This window comes from Moraxella bovoculi (genome assembly GCF_000988745.2).
Lineage (GTDB): Bacteria > Pseudomonadota > Gammaproteobacteria > Pseudomonadales > Moraxellaceae > Moraxella > Moraxella bovoculi.
Genome location: NZ_CP011381.2, coordinates 202,496 through 216,132 on the forward strand (window position 1 = coordinate 202,496; position 13,637 = coordinate 216,132).

Genomic DNA, 13,637 nt, shown 5'->3' on the forward strand with positions numbered 1-13,637 from the left:
AAAAATACCCAAAAATAGTGCTACAATGCACCCACTTGGGCAAATGTAGATTGCCCATTTTATAGCCAGTTATCGCTTCGCGATTTACCAGCCAATAAGGAAACTTATGACCATCATCAAAAAAGACGACTTTATCCAGTCTATTGCAGACGCATTTCAGTACATCAGCTACTATCACCCAACCGATTATATCGAAGCCCTGACCGAAGCCTTAGAGCGTGAAGAAAACCCTGCCGCCAAAGATGCCATGACTCAAATTTTGGTAAACAGCCGTATGTGTGCCGAGGGCAAACGCCCAATCTGCCAAGACACAGGGATTGCGACTGTATTTTTAAAAGTTGGCATGAACGTAACGTGGGAGTCCGACATGAGCGTGGCGGACATGGTTAACGAAGGCGTTCGCCGTGCCTACAATCACCCTGATAATACCCTGCGTGCGTCCGTACTTGCCGACCCTGCAGGCAAACGAGTGAACACCAAAGACAACACCCCTGCTGTCATTCACATGGAAATCGTGGCAGGCGACAAGGTGGAAGTTACCTGTGCTGCCAAAGGGGGCGGTAGCGAGAACAAATCCAAACTTGCCATGCTAAACCCGTCTGACAGTATCGTGGATTGGGTGTTAAAGAGCGTTCCTGAGATGGGTGCAGGGTGGTGCCCCCCTGGTATTTTAGGCATTGGTATCGGTGGCACGCCCGAAAAAGCAACGCTTTTGGCAAAAGAATCATTGATGAGTCACATTGACATTCACGAGCTAAAAGCCAAAGCCGAAAGCGGAGCAGAGCTATCCACCACCGAGAGCCTACGCCTTAAACTCTTTGAAAAGGTAAACGCACTAGGTATCGGAGCTCAGGGCTTGGGCGGATTAACTACTGTACTTGATGTCAAAATCCTAGATTACCCAACGCACGCTGCCTCTAAGCCTGTGGCGATGATTCCCAACTGTGCTGCCACTCGCCATGTGGAATTTGAGCTTGACGGCACAGGAGCGGTAAACCTAGAACCGCCAAGCATGGACGTGTATCCTGACATCACTTATAGCCCTGACAGCGGTAAGCGTGTCAATGTGGACACCCTAACCAAAGAAGAAGTGGCGACATGGCAAACAGGCGATGTGCTACTGTTAAACGGTAAAATCTACACAGGGCGAGACGCCGCTCACAAACGCATGACCGATATGCTAAATAATGGCGAAACCTTGCCTGTGGACTTCACTAACAAGCTCATCTACTACGTTGGACCTGTTGATCCTGTGCGTGATGAAGTGGTAGGGCCAGCAGGACCGACAACCGCCACTCGTATGGATAAATTTACCCGTCAAATGCTAGAACAAACAGGTCTTTTAGGCATGATTGGTAAATCCGAGCGTGGTAAAATCGCCTGTGAAGCCATTGCTGATAACAAAGCAGTCTATCTCATGGCGGTGGGCGGTTCGGCATATTTAGTGTCAAAAGCCATTAAAAATGCCAAAGTGGTCGCTTTCCCTGAGCTTGGCATGGAAGCGATTTATGAATTTGAAGTCAAGGACATGCCTGTAACGGTGGCGGTAGATAGCAATGGCGTATCGGTACACGCCACCGCCCCGAAAATCTGGCAAGCCAAAATCGGTAAAATCCCTGTGGTAGAAGCCTGATATTGAGCTCATAAAAACCCAGCCTAGTGCTGGGTTTTCGTTGATTGATACAAATGTAAGTGTATCAATCTGGCAACTCAAATCAGCGAATTTGGGTTGGACATAAAAAAGAGAGCATCTGCTCTCTTTTTTATGAATCTGACTTACTCAGTTTTTTGGTCACTATCAGACTTGGCGGCTGCGACCTTTGAGCCTGCTTTACGCACTTCAGATTTTGGTTTGTTATCGCCTTTGGTGGCGGTCTTTCTGATGCGTGTTTTTGCAGGCTTCGGCTGTGCAAGGTTTAGAATGCCTACCTGTGGCAATAGCTGACCTGCGACGTTTTCGATCATGTCTTTGTAGCTGTTTGCACTGGTTTTTGACTTCTTGGTAGGTTCATTCTTGCTAGGTGCTTCTACTTCATCTTCTGATGATGATTCATCTTCGGTCTCTAGCAGTTCTGCAACCTTATCACTTATGGTCTGCACGGCAACTTCCACATTCTCCTTGACTTGCTCAAGCAGAGTTTCAGAATCTGCTGACTTTGAAGTTTCTGCATCTTCTGTTTTCACTGAGTCATCGACTGGCTCGACTTTGACAGTCTCAGCAGGATCTGCCTTTGATGATGCCTTGTCCTGCTCGGCGATCTCATCACTGTTGTCAGTATTATCAGGCGCTGTATCGCTTGGTGCGATGTCCTGTGCCTCGACACTTGTATCGGCATCAGTAGATGTATCAGTCTGTTGATCGACATCAGCTGGTTGTGCGATTGCTGCTTTTTGCTCTTGAGCGATGGAGATATCAACCAAATCCAAAGCCTCATCCTGAGATGATGCTTGGCCATCGGTTGCAGACGCCTCCTCATCTGCTTCGTCTTTGAAGTCAGGGTGCTGACCGCGTGGATCGTTGGCTGCGCGACGTGCGATTCGTGGCGCTGGTGCTTCTGATTTGCCTTGTGGTGAGCTGATGCGTGATGCGACGCTGGTCTGCTTATCAAATTCAGCAAGATAAGAGTCGTTCAGCGGCGCATAGCCATAATTGGCAAAGCTAAACTCAGCCACAGGCGCGCGATATTTGGCAACGGCTTGGATGAAGTTTTGTACGAAGTTATCACCTTTACTATCGCCTAGGACATTGGCAATAAAATCACCTGCCGTGCCAAAGATGGCGCTTGGTGCGCTGTTGGCAGCGATGACCACGCGTGGATCGTTGACAGCCTTATTCATTTGACGTGCAAGCTCGGTTAGGCGTGTATTGTCAATGATAGGCGTATCATTATCCCTAACGTCGTTTTGCTCGGCTGCCACTTGAGTTTCGGCGATTTGCTCTTTGGTTTGTTCCGTTATTTTGATGCTATTATCGGTAGCGGCAGGTTCAATAACATCGGCGGCGATATTCGTCTCTACTGATGTGTCAGCTATTGGCGCTTCTTCGATCTTGGCAAGCTGGTTATTCGGCTGCTTGGTCGAAAGAGGTTTACTGCCATCAAGTGACAAATGAATGGTCTCGCTTTGTTTGGTTTCTTTGGCGATCGGTGCGACACTCACCACCACTTCATTTGGATTGCTTGGACGAGTGCGCTGTTTGTCTGCTTTTTTGGCGGGGCGCTCGTCTTTTTTGTCCGCTTTATCGGCGGTGTTGCTTGGGGTTAGTGTCTCACCGCGTACCACTTCACCGCGAGGCTCGCGACGTGAACCGCTTTCACGTTTTGGATAAATAGGTTCTTCCTTTTTAGCCTTTTTATCCGTTTTGTCGTTTTTGATTTCTTCGGTGACGGTTGCGTCTTTCTTAGCAGACTTTCTATTTCTTTGGCGACGTTCTTGAACTTCTTCGCGTGGTTCGCGTTCGCTTCTTTCGCGTGCTGGACGATGCTCTTTATTCACATCTTTTTTGTCTTCGCTAGGGATGACTAGGTTGGCAATGCCGCTCGCGCCAAGGCTAATGCCGCCTGCATTGACGATTGATTCGATGGCAGCGGCAGCGTTATTGTTGTTTAGGTTGCCTGCCAATTGCGCTTGTGGTTTTGGCGCGAACAGGTTGGATAGCCAAGCAGCGACTTGTGGTTCAGGCTTCGCTTCAGGAGTGGCTTGTTTGGCTGCAGGCTTGGCGACAGGTTTATCCTGCTTATCGCTTGAGCTTGCTTTTTGCCAGCGGCTGTTGCTGTCCTGCTCTGCGTGCTCATTTTGGGTTTGCCAGTTGACATCATAACCGCGATCGCCCATTTCTTCTTCTTCGGCATTTACGATGCGCTCATAGCTTGACGGTGCAAAGCCGTCCGGGTTGAAGTGTAGGCTAAAGTTAGGGCTTTCTAGGTGTGCATGTGGCAAGACAGTGATGCGTGTGCCAGAGTCTTGTTCTAGGTATACCAAGCTTTCGCGCTTTTCGTTCAATAAGAAAGCGGCGATCTCAGTTGGAACTTCTGCTTGGATCTCGCCCATGCGCTCTTTTAGGGCGATCTGTTCGATCTGACGCATGATTGATAATGCCAAAGAGCGCAAATCGCGAATCATGCCATTGCCATGACAGCGTGGGCAGATGTAGCCGGTGGCTTCTTCTAGGCTTGGGCGTAGGCGCTGACGGCTCATCTCCATCAGACCAAATTTACTGATCTCAGCGAACTGTACACGAGCACGGTCGTGGCGCGTGGCTTCGATCAGGCGTTTTTCGACGTCTTTTTGATGACGGGCATCAGCCATGTCGATGAAGTCGATGACAATCAGTCCGCCCATGTCTCTTAGTCGAAGCTGGCGTGCGATTTCGTCCGCTGCTTCTAAGTTAGTGTGATAGGCAGTCTCAGAGACGTCAGAGCCTTTGGTGGATTTTGATGAGTTGATGTCGATGGACACCAAGGCTTCGGTCTGATCGATGACAATCGATCCGCCAGATGGCAGGCGAACTTCGCGCTGATAGGCGGTTTCGATCTGGCGTTCGATGCCAAAACGTGCAAACATCGGCTCGTATTCGGTGTATTTGCGCAGCTTGTCAAGTTGGGCTGGCATCACGGCGGCTATGAAATTGGCGGCTTCATTATAAGCGTTCTCGCTGTCGATCCACACTTCGCTGATGTCATCACGCAAGTAATCACGCACGGCACGAGTGACGACCCCTGCCTCTTGGTGAACCAAGCAAGGACTTGGGCGTTTTTTGTTTTGGTCTAGGATGGATGTCCAGATGTCTAATAGGTGATTCAGATCGTTTTGTAGGTCTTCAAAACCCTTACCAAGTCCTGCAGTGCGCACGATGACGCTCATGCCTTTTGGGATGGACAGGCTTGCGATGATCTGTTTCATCTCTTCGCGGACTTTGCCTGAGATTTGGCGGCTGATGCCACCTGCCTTGCTGTTATTTGGCATTAATACCAAATAACGACCAGCCAGCGAGATGTAAGTTGATAGTGCCGCGCCTTTGTTGCCGCGTTCCTCTTTTTCGACTTGGACGATGACCTCATCACCTTCTTTTAGAAGTTGTTTGATGTTGTCTTCGCGTAGATTGCCGTGTAGATATTCAGGTGCGATTTCACGCAGTGGCAAAAAGCCTTGACGCGCTGAGCCATATTCGACAAAAGCCGCTTCTAGTGATGGCTCAACTCGAGTGATGTGACCTTTGTAGATGTTGGCTTTCTTTTGTTCGCGGGTGCGATTTTCTAAGTCAAAATCGTAAAGGTGATTGTCTTTACATAGCGCCACACGAATCTCTTCGTTGTGCGTGGCGTTGATTAGGATGCGTTTCATGATGTTCCTTAAAAAATATGGGATTGCTCCCGATTTAAGCAACATCGTTTGAGTGTGTAGTTTACATTATGTAGATAATCTAAACAATGTTAATAAAGATTATTGTGTCATATTTGCTAATATCTGGCATTTATGAATGCCTTGATTATCAAATAACTAGCCAAATTTCAATGCTCAGATATATGAGCACGATATAGAAGATTTTGGGTTAAACAGAGCTTAGCCATAAAAAGCAATCATATTTAACGACTCACTGCTTGCACCAATGATCTGTCTTGGAGGTGTGTTAGCGATGATTGGGGATTGTCTTGTCAGAGGCAGTGTTTGTCTTGTGCCAACTGAGCCAAAAATTCGCTTAACATCTCAAAACAATTTATAAAAACTTAACAATGTAGCCGCATGGAATTCTAGATTCAAATGAACTGCGACCGTCGATAACCTTTTTTCATCTCAAACGGATGTTGCGTGGCATGTGCCAAAAAATGCATTGAGGGGCTGCTAAATATAAACCTAAGTCGGTGTGTCAGACCGTTTTTGCTGCTGTGGCAGTTATAAAATCAGGCATCATTGACCGATATTTTATAAAGGTTTAGGGATTTACAAAGGGCGGTTGTAAGAATTTCGCCTTTTTGTGTGCAACGTGATAAACTATACCAAATATTTATCAATTTTCCTACAAAAAAATTAGTCATTTTTAATAAAATCATGAAAAAAACCCAAAATTTCCCCAAAAAATCTACAAATCCCATCAAAAACCCCGCCCAAAAACCGACAAGCAAAAATACGGACGCCAAGCGTACACCTAAGCCGCTGAGCGCTGATGATGTTGTTGATGATTTTAGTCGTGTCAATTACATCACGGTCACGCCGAACCAAGACGGTCAGCGTATTGACAACTTCTTGCTGGCGCGCCTAAAGGGTCTGCCGCGCTCACATCTATATAAGCTTATCAGAGACGATGAGGTTCGCATCAATAAAAAACGTTGCAAACCGCATGACCGCGTCAATACCGGCGATGTGGTGCGCATTGCTCCCGTGCGCCTGTCGGTGCGTGATGAGCCCGTGGTGTCTGATGATTTTGCCAAAGGATTACTTGGTAGAGTGGTGTTCGAGAATGAAGGGCTGATCGTGCTAAATAAGCCGCATGGACTGGCGGTACATGGCGGCAGCGGCGAGAGCTTTGGGGTGATTGAAGCCATGCGCGTGGCGACGGGCAAAAAATACCTAGAGCTGATTCATCGCATCGATAAAGACACGTCGGGCTTGCTGCTCATCGCAAAAAAACGCAGCACCTTAAAAGATTTACAAGAGCAATTTCGAGAAAAAACCATCCAAAAAAGCTATCTGTGCCTAGTGGTGGGTCATGTCAAGTCAGACAAGCAAACCATCAATCAGCCTATGCTAAAATACACGCTGCCAAGTGGCGAACGCCGTGTCAAAATCAACAAACAAGGCAAGCCAAGCCAGACCAAGATTGAGGTGTTGGCGCGCTTTGAGATTGATGGCAGGGCGGTAAGTTTGGTGCGCGCATCGCCTTTGACAGGGCGCACGCATCAGATTCGTGTGCACATGGCGAGCATTGGGCACGCATTGCTTGGCGATGATAAATACCTAAGACAGCCAGCACCCAGTGTGCCACGCTTATGCCTACATGCATGGCAACTGAATCTGGCGGGTGACAGCGATGCGCCCAAGCAGTTCGTGGCGGATGTGCCGTCCGACATGGCAAATCTATTCCCAAAAGAATGCGAATTTTTAATCACGCATAAAAAATCTTAAGCGTTGATTGACTTTTGAGCCGATTTGTAAAAATATCTTGTCAGTTGGTTAAATTTACCGTACATTAAAGTTCTGTTTGCCGATGTCTTTTTATTTGGCAAATTTACACATCTACACGACGATTTTATTGAAAAAATTTAGGAATCCTTATGAAAACAGTCCAGGTCGATACCGCCGCCCGTCACGAACAAATCGCCAAATCCATCCACGAGACAGGATTGTCACGCGATGAGCTGATCGGCTCGATTGACTTAGGTTCGAACAGTTTTCATTTGGCGATCGCACGCTTGGATCATGGCGAAGTGCGAAAAGTCGCTTCGATCTCTGAGAAGGTTCAGCTGGCGGCAGGTTTGGATGAGAATAATGTCCTGTCAGAAGAAGCAATGCAGCGTGGATTGGACTGTCTGCACCGCTTTGCCCAACATTTGACCGAGGTAAATCCTAACCTGCTGCGTGTGGTCGCGACCAATGCGCTGCGTAAGGCGGTCAATGCACAAGAGTTCATTAAGCGCGCCAATCAGCTACTGCCAAAACCCATCGAGATCATCTCGGGGCGTGAAGAGGCGCGTCTGATTTATCTGGGTGTGTCGCACTCGAACGCCAGTACGGACAAGCGATTGGTGATTGACATCGGTGGCGGCTCGACTGAGTTTATCATCGGTCAGGGCTTTGAGCCGCTTGAGATGGAGAGCCTGCAGATGGGCTGTGTGGCATTCACCAAGAAGTTCTTTTTTGATGGTAAGATTGACGAAGAAGCCTTTGATCAAGCCATGAGAGCTACCAAGACCGAGCTGCTCTCCATCGAAAAACGCTACAAAAAAGTAGGCTGGGATAATGCCATCGCCTCAAGCGGCACCGCCAAAGCAGCATTGCTCGTGCTCCAAGAGCTGGGATTGGCGGATGAGTTCATCACTCTAAAAGGCATGGAGAAGCTAAAACGCCATCTGATTAAGCTTGGCGCCATTGATAAGATTGACTTTGAGGGTGTTAAGTCGCACCGTCAGGCGGTATTCCCTGCAGGCGTTGCCGAGCTGTTTGCGATCATGCAGACCTTTGGGATTGATCAGCTTGGCTATTCAGATGGTGCGCTGCGCGAAGGCGTAATGTATGATATGCTGGGTCGCATCAGCAATGAAGATGTTCGCGACCGTAGTGTGATGGCGATGGCAGAACGTTATTCTGTGGACATCAAACAAGCCGGTCGCGTAACGACCACGTGCGCACGACTCTTCGATACGGTCAAAGACAGCTTAGGGTTTAGCGACGAAGATCGTGACCTGCTACGCCGTGCGGCGAATCTGCATGAGATTGGCCTTGCGGTTGGACACAGTCATTACCAAAAACACAGCGCTTATTTGCTTGAGTTCTCGGACATTGCAGGGTTTTCGCAGATTGGTCAAGCGATGATGGCGCAGATCGCTCGTAACCATCGCCGCAAACTAAAATCTGACGCGCTGGATGTTGCAGAGAGTTTGGGCGGGCGAAAGCTGGTTTGTCTGTGCTTGATTTTACGTCTGGCTGTACAGGCCAATCAAAGCCGTACCACCAAGGCTGCGCCCATCCATCTGGAGGTGATAGAGGCTGATCGCTGGCAAGTCTCGGTGGGCGATGGTCTACATGATGAGCTGATCCGCTCGCAGCTAAATTCTGATGTGGCTCAGTTTGCCAAGTGGGGTATTCACTTATCTGTGCTGGGCGCTCAAGGTTAAGTGATTGGTTGGATGTCTTGTGTGACATCGCTATAAATATTTTTGATTAAAAATATTTAGCAAAATCAAAAAATATGTTAAACTGACTAAGTTTACATTTGTTCATTAGGATAATAACATGAGTACAGTTTGGGAAAGCGTTCAGCTTGCTCGTCACGCGAAGCGTCCATTATTTTTGGATTATGTGTCGGCCTTATTCACAGAATTTGATGAATTGCATGGCGATCGTGCCTTTGCGGATGACCGAGCGATCTTGGGTGGCTTGGCGCGTTTTAATGGTGAGCCTGTGCTTGTGGTGGGTCAGCATCGTGGACGTTCAACCAGAGAGCGTATCGCCCATAACTTCGGCATGGCGAACCCAGAAGGTTATCGTAAAATCATCCGTCTGGTGCAGCTTGCTGAACGTTTTGGCTTGCCTGTATTTACCTTTATTGATACTCAAGGCGCCTATCCTGGCGTGGGTGCAGAAGAGCGCGGTCAAGCTGAGGCCATCGCTAAGTCTATCGCTGTATTTAGTAGTTTAAAGACGCCAGTCATCGCCACGGTGATTGGTGAAGGTGGTTCGGGTGGCGCGCTTGCCATTGGTGTGGCTGATAAGGTTAATATGCTTGAAAATAGCATCTACTCTGTCATCTCGCCAGAAGGATGTGCGTCTATCCTCTGGAAGACCGCCGAAAAAGCCCCTGATGCTTCAGAGGCATTAAAATTAAACGCCAATAACCTGCATCAGCTGGGCCTGATCGACGAAGTGATCGAAGAAGGGGCGGGCGCGCATGAGGATTCTGAGCTTGTGATGAAGTCACTCAAGCAGCTGCTAACTCGTCAGCTGGATGAGCTTAATCAGCTGCCTATCGATGAGCTGCTAGAGCAGCGTTATCAGCGTCTGATGGCGTTTAATTCGACCGTATCGCTATAAGCAATGCTGTTAAAATCCTGCCAAAAAAGCTAGAATACACATTCTGGCTTTTTTATTTACCTAACAACCATGCTGAACACGCTAACCCAAGCCTTTAACCACCAAGCGCAGAAGCTTGCTAATCGCACGCTGTATCTGGCGTGTAGTGGTGGGCGTGATTCTTTGTCATTGGCATACGGCTGTTATCTGCTGCATCAGGCGGGCAGGATTGAGCAGCTTCCGATATTGCTGCATGTCCATCACGGTTGGCAAGAGGCTAATGATGATTGGGCGCAAGCTGTGGCGACGTGGGCGGATCAGTTTGGGTTTGATTGTCGGATTCTGCCCATCAAATTACCCAAAAATAGCGAAACCCACGCCAGAGAAGCGCGCTATACTGCCCTGATGTCAGTCATGAACGATGGTGATGTGCTGATGCTTGGACATCATCAGCACGATCAAGCAGAAACCATGCTCATGCGACTGGTGAATGGCTCAGGCGTGTCAGGGCTGGCTGCGATGCGACAATGGCAGCAGATGGGCGATAAGCGCATTCAGCTGTGGCGACCACTGTTGGGCGTGTCGCGTGATGATATCAGTCGCTTTGCTGATGAACATCATCTGCCTTATGTGGATGATCCGACGAATATCGATGATGATCATGCGCGCGGTAAACTTCGCAATCACATACTACCAAGACTTGGTGAGCTAAACCCAAAAGCTGTACAAAACATCACTCGCACAGCGCTATTATTGGCACAGGCGAGCGACATCATTGATGAGCTGATCGATGAGAAATTGGCGGATGTGACAGACTGTCTAGCACAATCTGCGTATTACCAAGTGCTGGATATTAATCAGCTCTTAGCACTCTCATTAGCTGTGCAGTCAGCGCTTATCCATCGATGGCTGGGGTTGTCAGAGCCTATACCGCCGCCCAAGAGATTGGTGGATGATGTTCTTTATTTGGCGCATCGCACCGATGGCGATCATCAGACGCAGCTTCTATGGCAGGGCAGGCTAAATTATGTCATCTGTCGTTATCAATCTAAGCTGTATCGCCATCAAGAAGATGCATGGGCATGCCTAATGGCGCAGAATTATCCAAATGTGATTTATCATGATGATAAAATTGTCCTAAAGAGCCATAAGGGGCTGTCCATCGTTTGGCAGATTTCGCGGCAGTTTGCCAATATCAGCGCTGAACGCGTCCTTAGACAGACCAAAGTTAATATCAATCACAAGCAGCTGCATGGCAAAAAACTGGCGCAGAAGCTTGGCATCCCAACATGGCTTCGCTCAAACCTATGGATCATTAAGTCTGATAATCGACCAGTGCTGCTGATCACAGTAGGGCGGGCTTGGCGGCTTGTTGGTGCTAATACTGACATAGAAAATATCGGCGCATACTTTGCGTGATGCGCGCGCATGGTGTACAATGCGTTTATTTTATGATTGTTGAGATATAAAAGGGGTGTTATGAGCATTTTGTCAAGAAAGACCATCAGCTTTATTGGTGGCGGCAATATGACATCAGCGATTGTTGATGGTCTATTAAAACTAAAAGAAGACATCGGTGTTGATTTTGAGATTTGCGTGTCTGACCGTAACCCACCCAAGTGTGATGCTTTTACCGCCAAAGGCGTAACGGCAGTATCTCCGGAGCAGGCGCATGAGATTATCAGCCGTGCTGACGTGGTTGTGCTGTCGGTCAAGCCGCAGGTGATGGCTGAGGTCTGTCAGGATGTGGCGCCGCATTTATCTGATCAATTGGTTCTGTCGGTGGCAGCAGGGCTGTCTGTACGAACGCTTAGCGACATACTCGGTGGCTATCGGCGTATCGTGCGCAGTATGCCAAATCTACCATTGGCGATCGGGCTTGGGGCGACAGGGCTATATGCGGCAGGTGTCAGCGCTGAAGACAGAAAGTTGGCGGATGCCATCATGCGCGCCTCGGGAATCACGACCTGGGTGGATGATGAAGAGCTCATGCATGCGGTGACGGCAGTAGCAGGCTCTGCACCGGCTTATTTCTTCTACATGCTTGAGCACATGATTGCGCAGGCTTCTAAGATGGGTCTGGATGCGCATGATGCCAAGGCGTTCGCCATTCAGACGATAATCGGCGCAGGTGAGCTTGCCAAGACAGGCGATCCATCCACTCTACGCGAACAAATCACCTCAAAAGGCGGCACAACCGCTGCCGCATTGGCTGTATTTAATGAGCAGAACATGGGGCAGACCATCCAAGATGGCATGGCAGCGTGCGTTAATCGCAGCCGTGAACTTGGTGAGATGCTAAGTAAATCCAACTGATTGATGATGCTTTATTTTTATGAATAATCCTATTTTTATTATCACCAACATGGTGATTAACTTTGCGCTGATTGTGCTATTTGTACGTTTTATGATGCAGTTGGCAGAAGTAGATTCAAACAGTCCTTATATGAAAGCGACTAAGCGGATGACTGGCGTGGTTGATGTATTCTCACGCATCTTCCCGAATGTGGGCACAGGGCGTATCAGTGTGGCAGCCGTCGTGCTTATGCTGCTGTTGTACTGGATCAATACGGCAGCTAATGCCTTTATCTTGCAAGAGTCAATCGATGCATTGACGCTGTTCTTTGCAGGCACTTTAAAGGCGATCATTCAGTTCCTGGCGATGCTTCGTTATATCATCCTTGGGTCGGTTGTGGTCAGCTGGGCTATCATGTTATTCAACGTGTCGCATCCTGCGGTCCTATTAGTCGTGCAGCTGTCTGAGCCGATCATTGCGCCATTTCGTCGCATTATGCCAAATCTTGGCATGCTTGATTTATCGCCGATTTTGGCTCTGTTTTCTTTGCTGCTCGCGGAGAAATTTATTGCCATCATCGGTGCGAACATTCTCATGAAATTGTAATTTATAATAAATAAAAAAGCGCATGGCGATAACCACGCGCTTTTTTATTTAACGGCTTAAATGAACCGATTGGGAATGAGCTGAGCCTTTGGGTTGTTCGGGTGTGGAACATCAGCGTGTTGCAGGGTTTTGATGATCCATGCGTCGGCATTGGTAACAGCTTCGATGAGTGTGTCACCCATAGCCAATCGACCTGCGATGTGGCTGGCGAGTGAACAGCCAGAGCCGTGAAATTCACCCTCGAGGCGGGTAATGATGCTGGTGTGAGCGATTGCACCATCGACATATAGAAACTGTTCGATGTCGCCGCTCTCAAAGTCGTGCGATGTCTTGACAAGGACCGCCTTTACGCCTTTATCGTTGAGTTTTTTGGCGCAGTCATGCAGATCATCCAGCCCAGCTAAGCCGCGTAGCTCATGCGTGTTGGGTGTGATGAGCGTGGCATAAGGTAAAAGCTGCTCAAACGCTGCTACCAGAGTCTCTTTATTGCCAAGACTACCACCAGAGTTGGCGACCAGCACAGGATCGAGCACAAATGGCATGCCAGCTGCGATCTTGCCTGAGGCGAACAGATTGGCGAGCGCCTTGATGTTATCTACTGTGCCTAGCATGCCTGATTTGATGGCGGCAACAGGTAAGTCGTCGAGTACCGCAGCTGCCTGCATGGTTAATAACTCGCTGGATGTCGGCTCAAAGCCAAACACCGCTTGAGAGCTTTGAACGGTGATGGCAGTGCATGCCACGGCAGCGTGCGCACCTGCTGCACCTATCGATTCAATGTCGGCTTGCAATCCTGCACCACCAGAAGGATCAAGCCCCGAGAAACAAAGCACCGTCGGACGCATCTGATGTGTCATGTGAGATTCCTTATATGATTAGTATGAGATATATCATAGCAAATTTTAATAAGCCTGTGACAGAATTATCCCAAAATCCATATCCAAATATCAAAATGCCCACGTCACGATCGTTTTTTATAAGATTTTTGGAAATTTTAATAAAAACTACT

General features: G+C 48.4%; 9 protein-coding genes. 7 read left to right on the plus strand and 2 right to left on the minus strand.

All coding sequences use genetic code 11. The annotated features are described in order from the left end of the window. Positions 1 to 106 precede the first annotated feature (106 nt). On the plus strand, positions 107 to 1,633 hold the full coding sequence (locus AAX10_RS00945) for a fumarate hydratase (RefSeq protein WP_036366633.1): 1,527 nt from the start codon (positions 107 to 109) through the stop codon (positions 1,631 to 1,633). A gap of 143 nt (positions 1,634 to 1,776) precedes the next feature. On the opposite strand, the gene AAX10_RS00950 is transcribed toward AAX10_RS00945, so the two are convergent. Further along, positions 1,777 to 5,343, minus strand: coding sequence for a ribonuclease E/G (locus AAX10_RS00950; RefSeq protein ID WP_046699593.1), 3,567 nt, complete (start codon positions 5,341 to 5,343; stop codon positions 1,777 to 1,779). Between the two features lie 705 nt (positions 5,344 to 6,048). Between AAX10_RS00950 and AAX10_RS00955 the strand changes: the two genes are divergently transcribed. The 6 genes from AAX10_RS00955 to AAX10_RS00980 all read left to right on the plus strand — a co-directional run bounded on the left by AAX10_RS00955 (position 6,049) and on the right by AAX10_RS00980 (position 12,628). After that, positions 6,049 to 7,122 carry an RluA family pseudouridine synthase gene (locus AAX10_RS00955; RefSeq protein WP_080947174.1) on the plus strand — a complete coding sequence of 358 codons (1,074 nt, stop codon included), beginning with the start codon at positions 6,049 to 6,051 and terminating at the stop codon, positions 7,120 to 7,122. A 149-nt stretch (positions 7,123 to 7,271) separates the two neighbouring features. Beyond that, complete coding sequence (gene ppx, locus AAX10_RS00960) at positions 7,272 to 8,831, plus strand: exopolyphosphatase (protein ID WP_080946962.1); 1,560 nt, start codon at positions 7,272 to 7,274, stop codon at positions 8,829 to 8,831. 118 nt (positions 8,832 to 8,949) lie between these two features. After that, positions 8,950 to 9,747 carry an acetyl-CoA carboxylase carboxyltransferase subunit alpha gene (locus tag AAX10_RS00965; protein ID WP_046697736.1) on the plus strand — a complete coding sequence of 266 codons (798 nt, stop codon included), beginning with the start codon at positions 8,950 to 8,952 and terminating at the stop codon, positions 9,745 to 9,747. 69 nt (positions 9,748 to 9,816) lie between these two features. Continuing rightward, positions 9,817 to 11,145, plus strand: a complete 1,329-nt coding sequence (tilS, locus tag AAX10_RS00970) for a tRNA lysidine(34) synthetase TilS (protein WP_080946963.1) — start codon at positions 9,817 to 9,819, stop codon at positions 11,143 to 11,145. A 60-nt stretch (positions 11,146 to 11,205) separates the two neighbouring features. After that, complete coding sequence (gene proC, locus AAX10_RS00975; protein ID WP_046699594.1) at positions 11,206 to 12,042, plus strand: pyrroline-5-carboxylate reductase; 837 nt, start codon at positions 11,206 to 11,208, stop codon at positions 12,040 to 12,042. Positions 12,043 to 12,061: 19 nt separating this feature from the next. Then, a complete protein-coding gene (locus AAX10_RS00980; protein WP_046699595.1) occupies positions 12,062 to 12,628 on the plus strand; it encodes a YggT family protein in 567 nt (188 codons plus the stop codon). Positions 12,629 to 12,684: 56 nt separating this feature from the next. On the opposite strand, the gene AAX10_RS00985 is transcribed toward AAX10_RS00980, so the two are convergent. Continuing rightward, positions 12,685 to 13,473: a hydroxymethylpyrimidine/phosphomethylpyrimidine kinase gene (locus tag AAX10_RS00985; protein ID WP_046700532.1), complete on the minus strand. Its 789-nt coding sequence runs from the start codon at positions 13,471 to 13,473 to the stop codon at positions 12,685 to 12,687. Positions 13,474 to 13,637: the final 164 nt, after the last annotated feature.

Bases quoted from the DNA above. Each gene is read 5' to 3' on its own strand.
- AAX10_RS00965 (WP_046697736.1), top strand. From the start codon at position 8,950: ATGAGTACAGTTTGGGAAAGCGTTCAGCTTGCTCGTCACGCGAAGCGT.
- AAX10_RS00955 (WP_080947174.1), top strand. From the start codon at position 6,049: ATGAAAAAAACCCAAAATTTCCCCAAAAAATCTACAAATCCCATCAAA.
- AAX10_RS00945 (WP_036366633.1), top strand. From the start codon at position 107: ATGACCATCATCAAAAAAGACGACTTTATCCAGTCTATTGCAGACGCA.
- tilS (WP_080946963.1), top strand. From the start codon at position 9,817: ATGCTGAACACGCTAACCCAAGCCTTTAACCACCAAGCGCAGAAGCTT.
- AAX10_RS00985 (WP_046700532.1), bottom strand. From the start codon at position 13,473: ATGCGTCCGACGGTGCTTTGTTTCTCGGGGCTTGATCCTTCTGGTGGT.
- AAX10_RS00980 (WP_046699595.1), top strand. From the start codon at position 12,062: ATGAATAATCCTATTTTTATTATCACCAACATGGTGATTAACTTTGCG.
- proC (WP_046699594.1), top strand. From the start codon at position 11,206: ATGAGCATTTTGTCAAGAAAGACCATCAGCTTTATTGGTGGCGGCAAT.
- AAX10_RS00950 (WP_046699593.1), bottom strand. From the start codon at position 5,343: ATGAAACGCATCCTAATCAACGCCACGCACAACGAAGAGATTCGTGTG.
- ppx (WP_080946962.1), top strand. From the start codon at position 7,272: ATGAAAACAGTCCAGGTCGATACCGCCGCCCGTCACGAACAAATCGCC.